Below are 19,821 nucleotides of genomic sequence, written 5' to 3' on the forward strand. Positions count from 1 at the left end.
GTACGAACGACGAGGCCCTGTCATCCGCGCGGATGACAGGGCCTCGTCGTGTAATGGTCGATCAGCGCAACGCGGCGATCAGCTGCGGGTTCGCATCGATCAGCTGCTGGAACTGCTGTCCGAAGCCGTTCTGCTCGGCGAGCTGACGGGCGGTGTCGATCCCTTGCTGGGCAATCGGCTGAGCCGGTGCGGGCACCTCGGTGACCGGTGCCGGCGCCGGGGTGGGCTCGGGGGCAGGCGCAGGCGCCGGGGCCTCGGCGACGTCGCCACCACCGGTGGTCAGATACTGACCGCAGGTCGGCCATGCACCGGGGCCCTGAGTCTGGAGGACGTTCTCGGCGACGCGGATCTGTTCGGCCTTGCTGGCGTTGGACGCCGTGCCGGTGCCGCCATTGGCTTCCCACGTGCTCTGGGAGAACTGGAGTCCGCCGTAGTAGCCGTTTCCGGTGTTGATGCCCCAGTTGCCGCCGCTCTCACACTGCGCGACACCGTCCCAGTTGTGGGAAGCAGCCGAGGCGGTGCCGGTGCTCAGTCCGAGCGGGACGGCGACGACAGCACCGGTGACGGCGATCCAGCCGAGGGCGCGCTTGCTGAAGGTGGAATTGGTCATGTGGGGTAAATCCTCTCCGCGCTTGCTGGCGTGGCCGGCCTGCGGGCGACGTTCTCGTCGTTCCCGGCACGTGTACCGGTTGCCACGTCCCTGCCCCTCGAAGGTTTCGGGGATTACCGAACCCGCGGGGCAGAGTTGGCAGCGGCGGGCCGGCTTGTGCCCGGTTGTTTCGGGCCGAGAGCGACCGTACGGGAGCTTTGCCGCCGATTCACCCGGCGATTTTGTGGTACGCCAGTACAGCACTGATCCGGGAAATCCGGCGTATCTGCTGGTAGACGCGTGTCGAGACCAATTCGGAGCCGCGTCGTTACCTTCGCGTTATGTGGTGCGTATCACGCCGTTTTTGTGGAGTAGCTCACGTCAGCGTGTCCGCGAATTCCGTTGTCCGGCAGCCTTCGAGCACACGCGCGACGCGAAAGTGCCCTGCGCGCAGCCGTACTGCACGCAGGGCATCGTTCGATCGCGGTAAGCGGATCAGAGGTACTGACCGCAGACCGGCCAGGCGCCCGGGCCTTGAGTTGCCAGAACATTCTCGGCCACCCGAATCTGCTCTTCGCGCGAGGCGTTGGATGCGGTGCCGCTGCCGCCGTTGGCCTCCCAGGTGCTCTGAGAGAACTGGAGTCCGCCGTAGTAGCCGTTTCCGGTGTTGATGGCCCAGTTGCCGCCGCTCTCGCATTGTGCGACGGCGTCCCAGTTGCCGGAGGCGGCCGATGCCGTACCGGTGCTCAGTCCGACCGGCACGCCGACGACTGCTCCGGCGAGTGCGATCGCGCCCATGGTCCGCTTGACGATGCTGGTGTTGGTCATAAGTCTGTTTCCTCTCCGCAATGTGCTGACGAAGTACGTCACGTGTCGGCTGGTGTGCCGACCCTGGTCGGTTTTCGTCCCTGCCCCTCGAGGTGTCGGGATTCCGAATCCGCGGGGGCAGGTCGAGCTGCGGCGGGTCGGCGTTGCCCGGTAGTTTCGGGCTGGCAACGAACGTACGCGTCGATCACGGAATGGTCACGGGGTCGTTTTTTGTGACGCGCGTCCAAATAGTGGGACGTATGGTTGGGATCCCCGCAGGTCGGAAGGTGAGAAATGGTCACGGAGACCGTTACAGGATTTCGTTAGAATGTGACGAGCATCATAACGTTCCGGTAACGCCTGTGACTGTTGAGGTGCTGGAAAGTAACCGATGGGAGAGCTGCATGGTCGCCGTGGACGTCGAGACTCAGACCACGATTGCGCGACCACGACACGAGGTCGCGGCGTACGCGTCGAACCCGGGAAATGCGACCGCGTGGTACGCGAATATCACCGAGGTGCAGGGTGATTGCGCGGGCCCTGTGGAGACGGGCGCCGAGTTCGCCTTCGTCGCCGAGTTCTTGGGGCGACGTCTCGTGTACACCTACGAGGTCGTCGAGCACGTACCGGACACGCGCCTCGTGATGCGCACTGCTGAGGGTCCCTTCCCGATGGAAACGATCTATGAATGGGAAGACGCAGCCGATGGGAGTACGAGAATGACCCTGCGCAACCGTGGTGAGCCGTCAGGGTTTGCGAGGATCGGCGCGCCGGTGTTGGCCCGCGCCATGCGCCGAGCCAACAACAAGGACCTCGCACGCCTGAAGGGCATTCTGGAAGCCGAACCCGGCAACTCGTGACCGTCTGCTCGGCCCGCCGGCGACCCCTGGGGAGCGGCCGTCGACGCGATTTGCTTTCCGTTCGTTCGCTCGTGTAACTTTGTTCATGCAGCGCGGGGTGGAGCAGCTCGGTAGCTCGCTGGGCTCATAACCCAGAGGTCGCAGGTTCAAATCCTGTCCCCGCTACCACTGAAGAACGGCGTCCTGGATTCCCAGGGCGCCGTTCTTCGTTGTGTATGGCTGCGCGCTGTGTGTCTGGGCTCAGGGCTCCATCTCGATGAGCGCCCTACGGAGCAGTTTGCCGGTGGCGTTGCGGGGGAGTTCGTCGATGAACACGATGTCGCGCGGAACCTTGTACCGGGCGAGATTCGACTTGATGTACGCCTTCATCTCCTCGGCATCCTTCGCGGACCCCGGCGCAGGGACGACGAATGCCCGGAGCCGATGCCCGAAATCGGCATCTTCGACACCGATGACGGCTGCCTCGATCACGTCTTCCCTGTCTGCGAGGAGATTCTCGACTTCGAGGGGGTAGACGTTCTCGCCACCGGACACGATCATGTCGTCGTCGCGGCCGTCGACGAAGAGCAGTCCGTTGCGGTCGAAGTGGCCCACGTCGCCGGTCGAGAGCAGGCCGTTGATCCGTTCCTTGTCGCGGCCGTCGGTGTAGCCGGAGAAGCTGAGCCCACTGGCCACGAATATTCGTCCGACCGTTTCCGGTTCGGTGATCTGTTGTCCCGCTTCGTCGTACAGTTCCACGTGGCAGGTGACGGGTGGACGGCCGGCGGTGCCGGGAGCCAACGCGAGGTCGGCGGGTGTCGCCACGGTGGCAACGGCGACCTCGGTGGACCCGTAAAGGTTGTGCAGAACGTGTCCGAACGCTGCGGTGGTCCGTTTGCACAGATCGGGGGACAGCGACGACCCGGCCGCGAAGATGATGGTCAGGCTCGAGGTGTCGTACTTCGACAGGGTGTCCGGGCCGAGGTCGATGATGCGCTGCAACATGGTGGGAACAACGACGAGAACGTCACAGCGGTGCTTCTCCACCAGGCGGATCGTGTTCTCCGGGTCGAACTTTCGGTGCATGACCACCGTCTGGCCGAGGGCGAGCGCGAGCGCGAACTGGGAGACTCCGGTCCCGTGGAACGCGGGTGCGGCCATCATCATCGTCTGCCCGCGCCGCAGGGGAACCCGGTCGAGGAATTGGGCGGACGCCAGCGGCGAGGTGTGGCCCCGCGGCGCACCTTTCGGCGTTCCGGTGGTGCCGCTGGTGAGGAGAACGAAACCACCCTCGGTGGAAGGGGCCGGGACGGGGCCGCGATCGACGCCGTCGATCAGGTCGTCGAGGGTGCGCACCTGCGACGCGGAGCCGTCTTCTGCCCACGATCGGTACGAGGTGACGTCATCGGGGAGTGCCTCGGCAACCTGTCGGAATTCGTCGTCGTAGACGAACGCTTCGATCTGCTCGCGCGCGGCCACGTCGACGAGCTGCGGCCGTGCGAAACCGGTATTCATCAGTACCAGGCGGGTGCCGTTCTTGGCGGCCGCGAGCATGGTGAGTACCAGGCCGCGGTGATTGCGGCACATACATCCCATGACGGACCCTGGGGTGATGCCCTCTGCCTGCCACGCGCGCACCAGGGCGTTCGACTGCTCGTCGATATCGATATAGGTGAGTGGCCCGCGCTCGTCGATCAACGCCACCGCGTCGAGTCGGGCCTCGGCGTGAGCGTGCACCGGACCCGCGAACGGGCCGTATTTCCGGACTGCCAGGAGTGAACGAATGCCCTGGTCGACCCGGGGGAACGGCACGAGGCCGGAGCGGTTCATCACCCGAACTGCTCCCGCGGTGTCCGCGATCTTGGTGAGAAGGTGCTGAGCTGGCATGGATGCCCCTTCCGGCGTGACGGATGTCACGTTCAGACTAGAGGACGGTCGGTGTCGTGTACTGCCGTTACGGCGGTCCTCGTCACCGGATTTCGGACACGAAGAAGCCCCCGCCGCAGGTGACCGCAGCGGGGGCTACACCCCTCGTTGAAACTAGTCCTGAGCTGTTACTTCAATTCGGCAGACGACTTCCCCAGCAGGCGGCGGGCCACGATCAGCTGCTGAATCTGCTGCGTGCCCTCGAAGATGTCGAGGATCTTCGAGTCGCGAGCCCACTTCTCGAGAAGCGGACGCTCGGAGTATCCCCACGTGCCGGCAAGTTCGACGGCCTTCACGGTTATCGCTGTTCCGGTGCGACCGGCCTTGGCCTTCGACATCGACGCTTCGAGTGAGTTCGGCTTCTTGTTGTCGGCCATCCAGGTGGCGCGCAGCGCCAGCAGGTAGGCAGCTTCCCAGTCGGCCTCGAGCTGCAGGAATTCTGCGGCGGCCGCGTGCTGGTTGTATGCCGGGGTGTCGTAGGAGATCTCGACTCCCGCGTCGGTGAGGATGTGGCGCAGTTCCTCGAGTGCGGCGCGGCCGAGTCCCACGGCCATGCCGGCGACGATCGGACGGGTGTTGTCGAACGTCTGCATGACGCCGGCAAAACCCTTCTCTACGTTCACCTCGGGCGTACCGAGGAGGTTGTCCTTCGGAATCCGGCAGTCCTGCAACAGAAGTACGGCGGTGTCGGACGCCTTGATCCCCAGTTTGTGCTCGAGACGCGCGACGCTCAGTCCCGGTGCATCCCGGGGGACGACGAACGATTTGATCGCTGCCCGGCCCTTGGTCTTGTCGACCGTGGCCCATACGACGATGTGCGTGGAACGTTCACCGGCGGTGACGAAGATCTTCTCACCGTTCAGGACGTACTCGTCGCCGTCGAGCACCGCGGTGGTGGTGACCGCGGCGGAGTCCGAACCGAAGCCCGGCTCGGTGATGGCCATCGAGGCCCACACCTTACCGAACCTCTCGAGCTGCTCGTCTGTGGCGACCGCGGCGATCGCAGAGTTGCCGAGCCCCTGGTACGGAATGGCGAGTGTGAGTCCCACGTCGCCCCAGCAGGTCTCGATCACGTTCATCAGCGAGGACATGTTGCCCCCGTTGACGTTTCCGATGACCTTGGGCTCGTCACCGCGCCCGAGGGCAGCGCCTGCGGCACCCTTGCCGGAGTCGTTGAGCCCCTCCACCATGGCGGCCATGGTGTCGAGTTCCTTGGGGTAGGCGTGCTCGGCAAGGTCGTACTTGCGCGAGATCGGCCGGAAAATCTCCGCGGCGACCTGATGTGCCTGGTTCGCGGAGGCTTTGAGCTTCTTGGGAAGTTCGAGGTTGATCATGACTGTTTCCTTAGTTCGAATCCGGCCGCTCAGATCAGGACGATGCCTTCGGCAACACCGATGGCGCGAAGGTCGCGGTACCAGCGCTCCACGGGGTGTTCCTTCGTGTAGCCGTGGCCGCCGAGCAACTGCACGCCGTCGAGGCCGATCTGCATTCCCTTCTCGGAAGCGAGCTTCCGGGCGAGTGCCGATTCGCGGGCGAACGAGAGGCCCTGTTCCGCCCGTGATGCACCACGCAGCGTGACCAGACGCATTCCGTCGAGCTCGATACCGATGTTGGCGACCATGAAGGCCACTGCCTGACGGTTGCTGATCGGCTCGCCGAACGCCACCCGCTCGTTCACGTACGGGATGACGTAGTCGAGCACGGCCTGGCTGGTGCCCACTGCGAGCGATGCCCAACCGAGGCGGGCGAGGCGGATGGCGTCCGCGTACTCGGCCTTTCGCACGTCGGCGTCACTGTCTCCGAGCAGCGCCGACTCCGGCACCGCGACATCGGTCAGCTCGAGGCGGCCGAGTCCGGCGGCGCGCAGACCCATGCTCGGATCGGCTTCGACAACGAGTCCCTTGGAGTCGGCCTCGACGATGAAGAAGGACGGCTTGCCGTCCAGTTCTGCTGCCACGATGAACAATTCGGACGTTGCGGCAGCCGGAACCAGGCTCTTGACACCGTTGAGCCGGTATCCGCTCGGCGAGCGGACCGCCTTGGTCTGCAACGCGAACGGATCGAACAGCGCCCGTGGTTCGTTCACGACGACAGCGGCATTGGGAACCTGCTCACCGGTGAACGCGGGAAGGTACGTCTTCTGCTGGGCGTCGGTACCCCACTGCGTCAGGGCTACCGCGACGCCACTGGGAGCGAGGATCGGAAGCGCGAGGCCCATGTCTCCGTGCGCCAAGGCCTCGGCGACGAGCGAGTTGGTGACGGCTCCGCGCTCACTGGCCGCGCCGTCGAGTTCCTCCGGGACGTTGATCAGGGTGATACCGAGTTCGGCTGCGCGCTTCACGAGATCGGCCGGGGCGGCCGCGGCCGCGTCGGCGTCGTGGCCGGCCGGGCGCAGGATCTCGGCGGCGAACTCGCGCACGGTCTCGACGATCATCTGCTGCTCGTCGGTCGGGGTCAGGTCGAAATAGCCCGCTGCAGCGCTCGGATTGTCGGGGAGCCGTTTCGGCGCGCCCCCGCCGGACACCTTCTTGAAACCGCGGGTGGCGGCACCGAGGGTTCGGAAACCGGTCTTCGTGCCTTCGTAGGTCACCCGGTCGATCGTCTGACGCAAGTTGTACTTCTCTGCCAGATCGGAACCCGTGATCTTGGTCAACACTCGCATCGCGGCACCCATGGCGTCGCGCCTGACGGGGTTGAGTCCGACCGCGGACGTGTCGCGGGGCTTCCGCTTTCCGCTGTCGTGGGGGGCAACTGTGTCTTGCTTGCTCATGATCACCAGCTGTTTCTCGGTGTTCGGGCGTGGACACCAGCTATCTTACTCAGCAGTAAGGTTGGTGTCTACTATTGAGTAAGTTGCGGGCGTCAGGTCCTGAACGACGAACGGCCCGGCCTGAAGTTCCAGGCCGGGCCGTTCGTCGTTCGGCGACGTCAGTGTGCGTGCAGGTGGGGCTTTCGTAGGCGGTCGAGGACCTCGTCGTGCAGCAGGCCGTTGGTGGCCACAGCGCTTCCGCCGTGCGGTCCGTCAGCACCGGTGAGGTCGGTGAAGCGCCCGCCCGCTTCCCGGATCAGTACATCGAGCGGAGCGAGATCCCACAGCGAGACCTCGGGTTCCGCGGCGATGTCGACGGCGCCCTCGGCGAGCAGACAATAGGAGAAGAAGTCGCCGAAGCCACGGACCCGCCAGACGTCGTCGGTGAGGGAGAGGAACTGCTCGCGGATGCCGAGATCCCTCCACCCCGACAGGCTGGAGAACGTGAGACTCGCCGATTCGAGTCGGTCCACGGCGGAGACGGAAATACGGCTCGGCGCGGCCCCTGCGAACGAGGCCCAGGCGCCGGCGCCCGCGGCCGCCCACCATCGGCGAGCCAGTGCAGGAGCGCTGACCACGCCCACGACGGGCACTCCGTCGTCGAGGAGGGCGACGAGAGTTGCCCACACGGGAACGCCGCGGACGAAGTTCTTGGTCCCGTCGATCGGGTCCACCACCCACTGACGTCCCGAGAATTGGGCATCGCCGCCGAATTCCTCACCCAGCACGGCATCGCCCGGGCGCTCCGATTCGAGCGTCGACCGGACCGCCCGCTCCACCGCCAGGTCGGCGTCGGACACCGGAGTCAGGTCGGGTTTGTCGTCGACCGCGAGATCGAGAGCGCCGAACCGGGCCGTGGTGATCGCGTCCGCCTCGTCTGCGATGTGGAGTGCGAGCTGGAGGTCGGCGTCGAGGTCGGTCACGGTCGCACAGATTACTCGGCGGCGCCCGCCCCGCTTCAGTCGCTCGTGACTTCCCTGAGTTTTCCCGTGGCCACGTCGAACACGAATCCGCGCAGTGAGGTGGTGGCCGTGATGAAGGGACTCGACTCGATCCGGCGCAGCGACTGCCGGACGTCCTCGTCGAGGTCCGAGAATGCCTCGGCCGCCCAGGTGGGCTTCAGGCCTGTCTCGTCCTGAATGGATCGCTTGAAGTCGTCGTCCGTGAAGGTCAGCATCCCACAGTCGGTGTGATGGATCAGGATGATCTCCGTGGTGCCGAGTAGCCGCTGACTGATGGCGAGTGAGCGGATCTCGTCGTCCGTCACCACCCCGCCGGCGTTTCGGATCACGTGGCTCTCTCCTTCCTGGAGGCCGAGGATCCGGTACACGTCCAGACGCGCGTCCATGCAGGCGACAACGGCGACGTGCTTACTCGGCGGAAGCGGCAGAGGTCCGCTGAACGTCTCGGCGTACCGTGCATTGTTCTTCAGGTACTCGTCTGTCACCGTCATCGTCGACTCCGTCCGGGGAAACTGCGGAATGGGGACCGCACAGGCATGTGCGCACCCGTGCATCGAACGCCTGGCACGTCGGCGACCGCAAGGGTTCGACGTCGGCTGATCGGAAGGGGTGACTGCCATCGCGCGCGGGGGTGAAATCGCCCGCAGAATTACCCGGTAACCTTGAACACCGTGCATCCCGACGTATCTGCAGAACTAGGCGAGCTCGACACCACCCTCCGTACCGTCGAATCGGTGCTGGATGTGGAGGAGCTGCGTCGCCGCATCGACGAACTCGAACACCAGGCGGCCGACCCTGACCTGTGGAACGACCAGGAGCATGCACAGCAGGTCACCAGCCAGCTCTCGCATTCGCAGGCCGAACTGCGCCGCGTCGAGGAGCTGCGCCAGCGGCTCGACGACCTTCCTCTTCTCTACGAGCTCGCGGAGGAGGATGCGGGTGCCGAGGCGCTCGCCGACGCCGATGCCGAGCGGGAGTCGCTGCGGGCCGACATCGAGGCCATGGAAGTCAAAACCATGCTGTCCGGCGAATACGACCAGCGTGACGCGCTGGTCAACATTCGATCCGGCGCAGGAGGTATCGATGCCGCAGACTGGGCCGAGATGCTGATGCGTATGTACATTCGGTGGGCGGAGAAGCACGGCTATGGGGTCGAGGTCTACGACACCTCGTATGCCGAGGAGGCCGGAATCAAGAGCGCGACGTTCGCGATCAAGGCGCCGTATACCTACGGCACCCTGTCGGTGGAAATGGGCACCCACCGCCTCGTGCGGATCAGCCCCTTCGACAACCAGGGGCGTCGGCAGACGTCCTTCGCCGAGGTGGAAGTACTGCCGGTCGTCGAGACCACCGACCACATCGACGTGAACGAGAACGACGTCCGCGTCGACGTCTACCGCTCCTCCGGTCCGGGTGGGCAGTCGGTCAACACCACCGACTCGGCGGTGCGCCTGACGCACATTCCGACCGGAATCGTCGTCACCTGTCAGAACGAGAAGTCGCAGCTGCAGAACAAGGTGTCGGCGATGCGCGTCCTGCAGGCGAAGTTGCTCGAGGTCAAGCGGAAGGAGGAGCGCGCGGAGATGGATGCATTGAAGGGCGACGGCGGCAGTTCGTGGGGCAATCAGATGCGTTCCTACGTGCTGCACCCCTACCAGATGGTGAAGGACCTGCGTACCGAGTACGAGGTCAACAACCCGTCGGCCGTCCTCGACGGCGACATCGACGGATTCCTGGAGTCCGGCATCCGGTGGCGGATGCGCGAGAACCAGGCCTAGACGCCTATGGAGATCACCGCAACCATGTTCGCTCCCACTCGGAATCTCCTCGACTGGCTCAGCTCCACAGGGCTGGCCGTGTCGTTGACGGTGCTCGGTGCCCTGCTGATGGCGAGACTCGTCAGCTGGGGCGGCGACAAGATCACCGACCGCATCGACAACAGTTACATGCAGGGCGACGCCCTGGTCCGATCCGAGACCACCAAGCACAGGCACTCGGTAGCTCAGGTGATCACCTGGGTGGTCATCACCATCATTTATGTCATCGCCACCATGAAGGTGCTCGATCAGCTCAGCTTGCCGATCGGCAGTCTCGTGGCGCCGGCCACCGTACTCGGTGCGGCGCTGGGTTTCGGCGCGCAGCGCGTGGTCCAGGACATCCTCGCCGGATTCTTCATCATCACCGAACGTCAGTACGGCTTCGGTGACACGGTCCGGCTTTCCGTCACCGGGGCCTCGGATGACGCCGAGGGTGTCATCGAGGACGTGACGCTGCGTGTGACGCGGATGCGGAACACCGACGGCGAAGTCATCACCGTTCCCAACGGACAGATCGTGAAGGCGATCAACCTGTCGAAGGACTGGGCGCGCGCCGTGATCGACGTTCCGGTGCCCGCGGCCGCCGACATCAACCAGGTGAACGAAGTACTGCACCAGGTCGGCGTCGAAGCTTATGCGGATCGCGGACTGAAGAAGCTGCTGCTCGACGAGCCGACGGTGATGGGTGTCGAACGCCTGACCGTCGACGAGGTGAGCGTTCGTATGGTCGCCCGGACCCTTCCGGGTAAGCAGTTCCAGGTCGGGCGGGCTCTCCGGGTGCGCGTCGCCACCGCGATGCGCCGGCAGGGGATCACCGTGTCCCCGGACCTGCAGACCGTCCGGGTGGGGGAGGACGCGGTATGAGTGAAGAACCGAGGCGCGGACTCGATCGGATCCTGCACTCGCATGTCGTTCCGTCGAAGCTGTTCGGCGGACGGGTACGGACGTCGACGCTGGTGCTGTGCTTGCTGTGGGTGGCGCTGTACACCTTGTACACCTCGCTCAATCCCGCCGAGGACGCTGGACAGGCACCCCCGCCGGCCCCGACCATCACCACTCCCGTGCCCAGTGAGGAACAGGTTCCGGTGACGTCACTGCCGTCGTCGACGGTCGACACCCTGACCGAGATCACCGAGACGACGGAGTCGACCACTACCGAGCCGACGCCCCAATCCACCCCTGGGTTGACGATGCCGTCGCAGAGCACGCAGCCGACCACGACCACGCAGCCGTTCGGATTGCCGCAACTCTTCCCCGCTCCTGCAGCACCCGGAACGCCGACAACGATGTCCCCGGTCCCGACCGCGCCCAGCTCGCAGACGGGGCCATGACGCTCGGCCTGCGCGTCACTTGGTCACTGTTCGATAACGGCTAGACTGGCTCCTCGTGATCAGCGTCGAGAATGTGTCGAAGTCGTACAAGACCTCCACGAGACCCGCCCTGGACAAGGTGAGCGTCGAAGTGGACAAGGGTGAGTTCGTCTTCCTCATCGGCCCGTCGGGCTCGGGCAAGTCGACCTTCATGCGTCTGCTCCTCAAGGAGGAGTCACCGACCTCGGGCGACATTCACATCGCCGATTTCCACGTCAACAAGCTGTCGGCTCGGCGTGTGCCCAAGTTGCGTCAGAGCATGGGCGTGGTGTTTCAGGACTTCCGGCTTCTGCAGAAGAAGACGGTGTCGGAGAACGTCGCCTTCGCTCTGGAGGTGATCGGAAAGCCGCGAGCGATGATCGCGCGCACGGTTCCCGAGGTACTCGAGATGGTGGGTCTGTCCGGCAAGGCGGACCGCTTGCCGACCGAACTCTCCGGTGGTGAGCAGCAGCGCGTCGCGATTGCGCGGGCGTTCGTGAATCGGCCGTTGGTGTTGCTGTGCGACGAGCCCACCGGCAACCTCGACCCGGAGACCAGCCAGGACATCATGTTGTTGCTCGAGAGGATCAACCGCACGGGCACGACCGTGGTGATGGCGACGCACGATCATCACATCGTCGACTCGATGCGTCGTCGAGTGGTCGAACTGGACCTCGGAAGAGTGGTGCGGGACGAAGCCCGAGGTGTGTACGGAGTGGGGCGTTAGCCGCCCGCCCTCCCTCGACGCCAGCCCGTCCGCAAGCCATTCGACGAAGGACTCCGATTTCCGATGCGTGCCAGTTTCATTGTCAGTGAGCTCCTCACCGGACTCCGTCGCAACGTCACCATGACGATCGCGATGATCCTCACCACCGCGATCTCCCTCGGGCTGTTCGGAAGCGGACTCCTCGTGGTGCAGATGGCGGGCAAGACGCAGCAGATCTTCCTCGACCGGGTGGAGGTGCAGATCTTCCTCACGGACGACATCTCCACCTCGGATCCCGGCTGCGAGGCGGAGATCTGCCGTTCGCTACGCACGGAACTCGACGACACCCCGTCGGTGGTATCGGTGGAGTACCTCAACCGGGACGATGCCGTGAAGGACGCGACGGAGCGGGTGTTCAAGGATCAGCCCGAGCTCGCTGCACTGGTCAGCCCCGACAGCTTCCCGGCGTCGTTCAAGGTCAAGCTGAGCGACCCCGAACGGTTCGGGGTGATCAACGACCAGTTCGGTACCCGTCCCGGGGTCGAGAGCGTGCTCAACCAACGTGAACTTGTCGAGCGTCTCTTCAGCGTCCTCAACGGCGTGCGCAATGCGGCGTTCGCGATTGCCGTCGTGCAGGCGGTCGCCGCTGTGCTTCTCATTGCGAACATGGTGCAGATCGCGGCGTTCACCCGGCGGACGGAGGTCGGGATCATGCGGTTGGTGGGCGCTACGCGGTGGTACACGCAGTTGCCGTTCCTCCTCGAGGCGGTGGTCGCGGCGGTGATCGGTGCCGTACTCGCCATCGTCGGCCTGTTCACCGCGAAGAACATGTTCATCGACGACGTGCTGGCCGATGTGTACGAGGCGAACATTGTCGCCCGGATCTCCAACAGCGACGTGCTGTTCGTCTCACCCGTGCTCCTGCTGGTCGGTGTGGGCATGGCGGCGGTCACCGCCTACGTGACGTTGCGCTTGTATGTGCGCGAATAATTCGGTTTGCTCCCTCTCCTATGCTGGAGACAACGAACTGCTCATGAACATCGCGGACTGAAAGGCCCGGAACGTGAAGGAAAAGGGCCGCAAGGTCATTGCGACCAACCGCAAGGCGCGTCACAACTACGCCATCATCGACACCTACGAAGCGGGCATCGCACTCGTGGGAACCGAGGTGAAGAGCCTGCGCGAGGGAAAGGCGTCGCTCGTCGACGCATTCGCCACCGTCGACAACGGCGAGGTGTGGTTGCGATCGCTCCACATTCCCGAGTACACCCAGGGCACGTGGACCAACCACGCGCCACGGCGCACCCGGAAGCTGTTGCTGCACAAGCGTGAGATCGATCACCTCGTCGGGAAGACGAGAGAGGGTAATCAGACCCTCGTGCCGCTGTCGATGTACTTCTCGGACGGCAAGGTGAAGGTGGAACTTGCGCTCGCGAAGGGTAAGCAGGATTACGACAAGCGTCAGGATTTGGCCAAGCGCACCGCCGAACGTGAGGTGACCCGCGAACTCGGACGACGAGTCAAGGGAATGCGCTGACCGGCGTCCTGCTCGCGCTGGTCGCTGCCATCGGCTACGGCGTGAGCGATTTCGTCGGTGGAGTGGCCTCTCGGCGGGTGGCTGCACTGCGGGTGGTCATCGTCTCGTATCCGCTGTCGCTGGTGATCGTGCTGGTGATCGCGCCGTTCGTGGCGGGCACGTTCACCACCTCGTCCCTGTTGTGGGGCGCGGTCTCCGGCGTGGCCGGCGGTGTCGCCGTGTGGTGGTTCTATCTGGCGCTGGCAGCAGGCCCGATGTCGGTGGTGTCGCCGTTGACTGCCGTCCTGGTGGCGGGCATCCCTGTTCTCGTCGGTCTCGCTTTCGGGGAACGGCCCGGATCGATTGCGTACGCCGGGATTGCTGTCGCGCTCGTCGCCGTCGTGCTGGTCAGCCGAGAGTCGCCCGACGAGACGGCCGGCGAGGTGGCGGGTGGGCGAGTGCTCACGTTCACGAAGTCCGTCGCGTTGCTGACCGTCGGTTCCGGTGTCGCCTTCGCCATCGCGTTCGTGGCGCTGCACCAGATCGGTGCCGAGGGCGGGTTGTGGCCCCTGGCCGTCTCGCGCGCCGCCGCCACAGCCGTGGTGTGGGTGGTGGCGCTGGCGTCCGGTCATTTCCTTCTGCCACACGGAGAGCCGATGAAGCTCGCCGTCTACGTCAGTTTCCTCGATGTCGCGGCCAACGCCGCAATGCTCTACGCATTCCAGGGCGGGTTGCTCTCCCTGGTCAGTGTGATCGGATCGCTGTACCCCGCAGCGACCGTGCTGCTGGCCATGGTGATGCTCGGCGAACGGGTGAGCAAGGTGCAACAGGCCGGAATGCTGCTGGCGCTGGCGGCCGTCGGGATGATCGCCGTCGCCAGTTGAGACCGCCCACACGCCGCTGCAGACAAGTGGGATGAAACCGCGCCGGGTTCGCGTTACACTGGGTGGCCCCCCGAGAGTCGTGGGGGACGTACGGGGCTGAACGGTTTCGACTGCGTACGTTGAGGTAGGGGAAGCGTGTCGGTGCAGGCAAGAGACCACCGTAAGCGTCGCTGCAAACATATAAGCGCCGATTCCAATCAGCGCGACTACGCACTCGCTGCCTAAGTAGCGACTGCGTGTCTGTCAGTCCGGGTTCGCCCTCGGCCCGGGTACTGGCATCAGCTAGAGGGCTTTACCGTTCGGCTCGGTCGCGGAGCCGAACGGGACAACTCACAGCGACTGGGATCGTCATCCTGGCTTGTTTGCGAGACTGGGAGATCCAAGTAGAGGCATAGCAAACTGCACACGGAGAAGCCCTAGCTTTGCTGCGTAGGACCCGGGTTCAATTCCCGGCAGCTCCACCCCGATTCCGGGCCGGACACCACACCAGGTGTCCGGCCCGAATCGTGTCCGCGAGGGAAGGAACGCCGGTGCCCGTGTCGAAATCCGTCCTCGTGGTCGCCGCGGGAGGAGCGTTCGGAGCCACCGTCCGGTTCATACTGGCCCAGCAGTGGCCAGGTATCTGGACCATTCTGGCCATCAACGTCGTCGGTTCGTTGCTGCTCGGGTACCTCGCCGAGATGCTCGGGCCGGACCGACCGTTGCGGCTGTTCCTCGGGGTCGGTGTCCTCGGCGGATTCACCACGTTCTCGACCTTTGCCGTCGATGCCGTGGGGGAGGATGCCGGACGCGCCGCGCTGTATGTGACGGCCACTCTGCTGCCTGCCCTCCTGGCGGCACGACTGGGCATGCTCGTCGGCCACCGCCATCGCCGGGCTCGTGGAGCGCTCGTATGACCCTGCTCCTCGTTGCCCTCGGTGGCGGACTCGGATCCGCCGCCCGCTACCTCGCTGCGCGCTATGTGGTGCCGTACCGCAGTTTTCCCGTCGCCACGTTCGTGGTGAACATCAGCGGTTGCCTGATCCTCGGAATGGTGTCGGGCGCAGCGATGTCTGCGCAGCTGTTCGCGTTGTTCGGCACCGGTTTCTGCGGTGGTCTCACCACCTATTCCACCTTCGCGGTCGAGTCGGTCGGGCTCGCGCGTATCCGGCGCACCGCGACCTCGCTCCTTTACGTGGTTGCCAGCGTCGGAGCCGGATTGGGCGCCGCCTGGCTCGGCTTCCGATGGACGTATTGATCGCGGACTGTGCCGCGAGGGTGCAGGATGGGACCGATAGTCGAGTACGGCATCGTCGATGTGGAGGAGGTCTCGTGGCGCACGACAGGGCGGGTCAGGTGGCACTGCCGGAGGATCTGGTGGACATTGCGCATCTGGTCACTGCGTACTACAGCCGTGTGCCCGATCCCGAAAATCCCTTGCAGCAGGTGCTGTTCGGGACTTCCGGGCATCGCGGATCGAGCCTCGACTCGGCGTTCAACGAGGCCCACATCCTCGCCACGACGCAGGCCATCGTCGAATACCGGGCGTCGCAGGGTATCGACGGTCCGCTGTTCCTGGGTCGCGATACGCACGCGCTGTCCGAACCCGCCTGGATGTCGGCACTCGAGGTGCTGGCCGCCAATGACGTGACGGTGCTCATCGATTCACGGGACCGCTACACGCCGACCCCCGCGGTCAGCCACGCCATCCTGCGGTACAACAGCAGCCGTCCCGAGTCCGTGGCGGACGGGATCGTGGTGACGCCCTCGCACAATCCGCCGCGCGACGGCGGATTCAAGTACAACCCACCACACGGGGGTCCCGCTGGTTCCGAGGCGACAACGATCATCGCCGACCGCGCGAACGACTTACTGCGCCGCGATCTGTCGGGAGTCAAGCGCGCGTCTGCGGAGCGGGCCATCCAGCGCGCCGAGCGATACGACTTCCTCCGCTTCTACGTCGACGACCTACCGAGCGTGCTCGACCTCGATGCCATTCGCCGCGAGGGAGTGCGGATCGGAGCCGATCCGCTCGGCGGTGCGAGTGTCGACTACTGGGGTGCCATCGCCGACACGCATCATCTCGATCTCGAAGTCGTGAACCCGCTCGTGGACCCCACCTGGCGGTTCATGACTCTCGACACCGACGGCAAGATTCGCATGGACTGCTCGTCCCCGGATGCCATGGCGTCCCTGATCGGAGCACGGGACCGCTTCGACATCGCCACGGGCAACGATGCCGACGCGGACCGGCACGGAATCGTCACTCCCGACGGCGGACTGATGAACCCCAACCACTATCTCGCCGTAGCCATCGACTACCTGTTCGCCCACCGGCCGGGGTGGGGTCCGGCGGTTCGGGTGGGCAAGACACTCGTCAGTTCGTCGATGATCGACCGGGTGGTCGACAGCCTGGGCCGCGACCTACTCGAGGTCCCGGTGGGTTTCAAGTGGTTCGTCCCCGGACTTCTCGAGGGATCACTCGGATTCGGCGGGGAGGAGAGCGCGGGGGCGTCGTTCCTGCGACACGACGGCCGGGTGTGGAGCACCGACAAGGACGGCATCATCCTCGCGCTGCTCGCCTCGGAAATCACGGCGGTCACCGGTAAGACACCATCGGTTCGTTACGGGGAGCTGGCAGAGAAGTTCGGCAGTCCGGCGTATGCCCGTATCGATGCGCCCGCGACGCGGGAGCAGAAAGCAGTCCTGGCCAAGCTGTCGCCGGAACAGGTGACGGCAACCGAACTCGCGGGGGAGCCCATCACCGCGACCCTGACGACTGCTCCGGGAAACGGGGCACCGCTCGGCGGGTTGAAGGTCACCACGGCCAACGCGTGGTTCGCGGCCCGGCCGTCGGGGACCGAGGACGTGTACAAGATCTACGCCGAATCGTTCGAAGGTCCCGAGCATCTCGCACAGGTGCAGGCGGCCGCCAAGGAACTGGTGGCCGACGCACTGCGGTAACCCCGCGCCGAGGCGACCCGGGGTGAGTGTCTCCGTGTCGGCGGCTGCACATAGCATCGATTCCCGATGAACACTCGTGAAGCTGGGCCGCTCTCCGGGACCAAACCCCGACTTCCCTCGGAAATCTGGGTGCTGGTGTCGGCCAGCTTCGTCATCGCATTGGGTTTCGGCATCGTCGCGCCGGCGCTGCCGCAGTTCGCGCGTAGCTTCGACGTCAGCGTGACGGCCGCGACGGTCGTGATCTCGTCCTTCGCCTTCATGCGGCTGGTGTTCGCCCCGCTCAGTGGGCGGCTGGTGCAGAAGTTGGGGGAGCGACCGGTCTACATCACCGGTCTGTTGATCGTTGCGGCGTCCACGGCGGCCTGCGCGGTGGCAGGTGACTACTGGCAGCTGTTGATCTTCCGCGCACTGGGCGGGATCGGCTCGACGATGTTCACCGTGTCCGCAATGGGTCTCGTCATCCGGATCGCACCGGTCGACAGTCGCGGCCGGGTATCCGGGTTGTATGCCACCAGTTTCCTGCTGGGCTCGATCAGCGGACCGCTCGTCGGCGGGCTTCTCGTCGGATTCGGTCTGCGTGTCCCGTTCGTCATCTACGCCATCGCGCTCGTGATCGCAGCCGCAGTCGTTTTCATCAGCCTCAAGGGATCGCATCTCACCGCACCGGACGCCACCGCTGCGGGGGCCGCCATGACCTTGCGAGAGGCCCTGAGGTCGTCCGTGTACCGCGCCGCGCTCGGATCCAACTTCGCCTTCGGTGGGGTCATCTTCGGCGTACGGGTCGCGATGGTCCCGCTGTTCGTCGTCGAGGCGCTCCACCGCGAGGAAGCGCTCGCCGGAATCGCACTCGCCGTGTTCGCCGTCGGCAACGCGCTGGTTCTCATCGTGTCGGGAAGGCTTTCCGACACCTACGGCAGGAAGCTCTTCGTCGTGCTCGGCCTCCTGGTGTGCGGGGCGAGCACCGTCGGCATGGGACTCAGCGAGGATCTCGTCGTTTTCCTCGTGCTCTCCGGTGTCGCGGGTATCGGTTCCGGCATCATGAGTCCCGCCCAGCAGGCGGCCGTGGCGGACGTCGTAGGTGCGAAGTCGCGTGGCGGGCCTGTCCTCGCCACGTTCCAAATGGTGGCCGACGTGGGCGGCGTTCTCGGTCCGGTCGGCGCCGGTCTACTCGCCCAGCACCTGTCCTACGCGGTCTCCTTTGCCGTTACGGGTGGTGTGATGCTCGTCGCCGCAGCAGGCTGGTTGCTGGTGCCGAACAAGCCGGCCCCGAAGGTGTCGGTCGAAGCGCTCTGACCGGCGACGTCTGTACTCTCGTTTCGGTGTGGATCAGGATCGTCTCCCTCGTCGCCCGCGTGTCCCTCGCCGCCGTCTGGCTCGTCTCCGGCGCGCTCAAGGTGGCAGATCCCGCACAGACGATCATCGCGGTTCGCGCCTACCAACTGCTCCCGGAAGACCTCGTCCGTCCCGTTGCCAACGCCCTACCGTTCTTCGAAATCGCCCTCGGCCTACTGCTTCTGATCGGGCTCGGGGTCCGGGCCACGGCGGTGGTGTCGGCGGCCCTGCTGCTCGTCCTCGTCGGCGTCATCATTTCGGTGTGGGCGCGTGGCCTGTCCATCGACTGCGGTTGTTTCGGCGGTGGAGGAGCGGCCGACGTCGATGGCTGGGACTACACCAAGGAAATCCTGCGGGACATCGGATTCCTCGCGCTGGCGGCCTGGTTGATCGTGTTCCCCCGTACTCCGTTCGCGCTGGGGCTCGCATCGCGGGCGCCTTTCTCAGTGGCCCCTCAGCCGACGATGGCAGAGTAAGCACCTGGTAAATCGATCCGACATCGAAGGACTGCATCCACGTGAGCTCGAAGAACAAGTACACCCCGCAGCCGGAGTCCAGCCGGTCCACCTACATCCTCGGTGGGCTCGCCGTACTCGTCATCGCAGCCCTCGTGATAGGCGGCGTGATCTGGCAGAACAACCGAAGCAAGCCGCGCAACGACGGTTACGGGGGAGTGCAGAACTCCGAGGTCCGGGTGTCGGTCGAAGACAACGGCGTGGTGCTCCTCGGCCGTCCCGACGCAGCCACCACGATCGATCTGTTCGAGGACCCGATGTGTCCCTACTGCGCCGAGTTGGAGAACAAGAACGGACAGGAACTGGCCAAGGCCGTCGACGACGGGAAAGTGGCTGTCCGCTACCACATTCTGAACTTCCTCAACCGGTTGTCGGCCAGCGGTGACTACTCCACGCGCGCTGTCGCGGCGTCACAGTGCGTTGCGGCGACCGGTGACGCGTCGGCGTACTCGGACTTCCACGCTGCCTTGTTCGCGCCCGAGAACCAACCGGCGGAGAACGGCGATTCCGACCACTCCAACGAGGAACTGGCGCAGATGGCCCGCGACGCCGGAGCGTCCGACGAGGCCGCGCAGTGCATCACCACCGGGGCGAAGGTCGACCAGGCTGCGATCGACGCGGAGGCCGGCCGTCAAGCTCTGAGCGCGAGCGGTGCAACGGGCACCCCGGCAGTGGTTCAGGACGGCACCGTCATCGACGCGCTTTCCAACGAGAACTGGGTGTCCCAGCTGTAGGCGGCTCCGCCGCCCGTGCGCCTTTCTGGTTGTCCCGGCAACCACAAAGGCGCACGGGCGCGAAGCGCCTCTGAGCAGGCGATTTGTTGGCCA

The 19,821-nt window shown here is 65.2% G+C and carries 20 protein-coding genes, 1 tRNA gene, 1 other RNA gene and 1 pseudogene; 16 read left to right on the forward strand and 7 right to left on the reverse strand.

Annotated features, from left to right (window positions below; all coding sequences use genetic code 11):
* Positions 1-61: 61 nt before the first annotated feature.
* Together GFS60_RS27040 and GFS60_RS27045 are read right to left on the reverse strand one after the other, a co-directional pair.
* A complete protein-coding gene (locus tag GFS60_RS27040) occupies positions 62-610 on the reverse strand; it encodes a transglycosylase family protein (RefSeq protein ID WP_159925969.1) in 549 nt (182 codons plus the stop codon).
* Between the two features lie 477 nt (positions 611-1,087).
* A pseudogene (locus tag GFS60_RS27045) lies at positions 1,088-1,417 on the reverse strand (transglycosylase family protein); the annotation flags it as partial.
* A 383-nt stretch (positions 1,418-1,800) separates the two neighbouring features.
* On the opposite strand from GFS60_RS27045, the gene GFS60_RS27050 reads away from it, so the two are divergent.
* Positions 1,801-2,256, forward strand: a complete 456-nt coding sequence (locus GFS60_RS27050) for an SRPBCC family protein (RefSeq protein WP_159925973.1) — start codon at positions 1,801-1,803, stop codon at positions 2,254-2,256.
* 91 nt (positions 2,257-2,347) lie between these two features.
* Positions 2,348-2,424: transfer RNA gene (locus tag GFS60_RS27055), tRNA-Met, on the forward strand.
* 72 nt (positions 2,425-2,496) lie between these two features.
* On the opposite strand, the gene GFS60_RS27060 is transcribed toward GFS60_RS27055, so the two are convergent.
* From GFS60_RS27060 to GFS60_RS27080, 5 genes are all read right to left on the reverse strand, one after another.
* Positions 2,497-4,122 (reverse strand): acyl-CoA synthetase, encoded by a 1,626-nt coding sequence (locus tag GFS60_RS27060; RefSeq protein WP_159925975.1) that lies wholly within the window; start codon positions 4,120-4,122, stop codon positions 2,497-2,499.
* Between the two features lie 167 nt (positions 4,123-4,289).
* On the reverse strand, positions 4,290-5,495 hold the full coding sequence (locus GFS60_RS27065; protein WP_159925977.1) for an acyl-CoA dehydrogenase family protein: 1,206 nt from the start codon (positions 5,493-5,495) through the stop codon (positions 4,290-4,292).
* Between the two features lie 29 nt (positions 5,496-5,524).
* Positions 5,525-6,937: an acyl-CoA dehydrogenase family protein gene (locus GFS60_RS27070; protein ID WP_159925979.1), complete on the reverse strand. Its 1,413-nt coding sequence runs from the start codon at positions 6,935-6,937 to the stop codon at positions 5,525-5,527.
* Positions 6,938-7,089: 152 nt separating this feature from the next.
* Positions 7,090-7,893 carry a histidinol-phosphatase gene (gene hisN / locus GFS60_RS27075; RefSeq protein ID WP_159925981.1) on the reverse strand — a complete coding sequence of 268 codons (804 nt, stop codon included), beginning with the start codon at positions 7,891-7,893 and terminating at the stop codon, positions 7,090-7,092.
* Between the two features lie 35 nt (positions 7,894-7,928).
* On the reverse strand, positions 7,929-8,423 hold the full coding sequence (locus GFS60_RS27080) for a beta-class carbonic anhydrase (protein WP_159925983.1): 495 nt from the start codon (positions 8,421-8,423) through the stop codon (positions 7,929-7,931).
* 180 nt (positions 8,424-8,603) lie between these two features.
* Here GFS60_RS27080 and prfB point away from each other — a divergent pair, with 180 nt between their 5' ends.
* The 14 genes from prfB to GFS60_RS27150 all read left to right on the forward strand — a co-directional run bounded on the left by prfB (position 8,604) and on the right by GFS60_RS27150 (position 19,728).
* Positions 8,604-9,710, forward strand: coding sequence for a peptide chain release factor 2 (prfB, locus tag GFS60_RS27085; RefSeq protein WP_109331164.1), 1,107 nt, complete (start codon positions 8,604-8,606; stop codon positions 9,708-9,710).
* A gap of 6 nt (positions 9,711-9,716) precedes the next feature.
* Positions 9,717-10,613: a mechanosensitive ion channel family protein gene (locus GFS60_RS27090; protein ID WP_159925985.1), complete on the forward strand. Its 897-nt coding sequence runs from the start codon at positions 9,717-9,719 to the stop codon at positions 10,611-10,613.
* Positions 10,610-11,080, forward strand: a complete 471-nt coding sequence (locus tag GFS60_RS27095; RefSeq protein WP_159925987.1) for a hypothetical protein — start codon at positions 10,610-10,612, stop codon at positions 11,078-11,080. Before GFS60_RS27090 ends, GFS60_RS27095 begins: the two co-directional genes overlap by 4 nt.
* A gap of 55 nt (positions 11,081-11,135) precedes the next feature.
* Positions 11,136-11,825 carry a cell division ATP-binding protein FtsE gene (ftsE, locus tag GFS60_RS27100; RefSeq protein WP_109331159.1) on the forward strand — a complete coding sequence of 230 codons (690 nt, stop codon included), beginning with the start codon at positions 11,136-11,138 and terminating at the stop codon, positions 11,823-11,825.
* A gap of 63 nt (positions 11,826-11,888) precedes the next feature.
* On the forward strand, positions 11,889-12,794 hold the full coding sequence (ftsX, locus tag GFS60_RS27105; RefSeq protein ID WP_159925989.1) for a permease-like cell division protein FtsX: 906 nt from the start codon (positions 11,889-11,891) through the stop codon (positions 12,792-12,794).
* A gap of 73 nt (positions 12,795-12,867) precedes the next feature.
* Complete coding sequence (smpB, locus tag GFS60_RS27110; protein WP_109331155.1) at positions 12,868-13,341, forward strand: SsrA-binding protein SmpB; 474 nt, start codon at positions 12,868-12,870, stop codon at positions 13,339-13,341.
* Positions 13,342-13,349: 8 nt separating this feature from the next.
* Positions 13,350-14,204, forward strand: a complete 855-nt coding sequence (locus GFS60_RS27115; RefSeq protein WP_159927580.1) for a DMT family transporter — start codon at positions 13,350-13,352, stop codon at positions 14,202-14,204.
* 92 nt (positions 14,205-14,296) lie between these two features.
* Positions 14,297-14,668: a transfer-messenger RNA gene (gene ssrA / locus GFS60_RS27120) on the forward strand.
* A gap of 66 nt (positions 14,669-14,734) precedes the next feature.
* Positions 14,735-15,100 carry a fluoride efflux transporter FluC gene (locus GFS60_RS27125; RefSeq protein ID WP_159925991.1) on the forward strand — a complete coding sequence of 122 codons (366 nt, stop codon included), beginning with the start codon at positions 14,735-14,737 and terminating at the stop codon, positions 15,098-15,100.
* Positions 15,097-15,441, forward strand: a complete 345-nt coding sequence (gene crcB, locus GFS60_RS27130; RefSeq protein ID WP_159925993.1) for a fluoride efflux transporter CrcB — start codon at positions 15,097-15,099, stop codon at positions 15,439-15,441. Before GFS60_RS27125 ends, crcB begins: the two co-directional genes overlap by 4 nt.
* A gap of 74 nt (positions 15,442-15,515) precedes the next feature.
* Positions 15,516-17,147 carry a phosphoglucomutase (alpha-D-glucose-1,6-bisphosphate-dependent) gene (pgm, locus tag GFS60_RS27135; protein WP_159925995.1) on the forward strand — a complete coding sequence of 544 codons (1,632 nt, stop codon included), beginning with the start codon at positions 15,516-15,518 and terminating at the stop codon, positions 17,145-17,147.
* A gap of 66 nt (positions 17,148-17,213) precedes the next feature.
* Positions 17,214-18,440, forward strand: coding sequence for an MFS transporter (locus GFS60_RS27140; protein ID WP_159925997.1), 1,227 nt, complete (start codon positions 17,214-17,216; stop codon positions 18,438-18,440).
* Between the two features lie 26 nt (positions 18,441-18,466).
* On the forward strand, positions 18,467-18,955 hold the full coding sequence (locus tag GFS60_RS27145) for a MauE/DoxX family redox-associated membrane protein (RefSeq protein ID WP_159925999.1): 489 nt from the start codon (positions 18,467-18,469) through the stop codon (positions 18,953-18,955).
* 41 nt (positions 18,956-18,996) lie between these two features.
* A complete protein-coding gene (locus GFS60_RS27150) occupies positions 18,997-19,728 on the forward strand; it encodes a DsbA family protein (RefSeq protein WP_159926000.1) in 732 nt (243 codons plus the stop codon).
* Positions 19,729-19,821 lie beyond the last annotated feature (93 nt).

The sequence above is a fragment of the Rhodococcus sp. WAY2 genome, from assembly GCF_009859915.1.
Taxonomy (GTDB): Bacteria; Actinomycetota; Actinomycetes; order Mycobacteriales; family Mycobacteriaceae; genus Rhodococcus_F; species Rhodococcus_F oxybenzonivorans.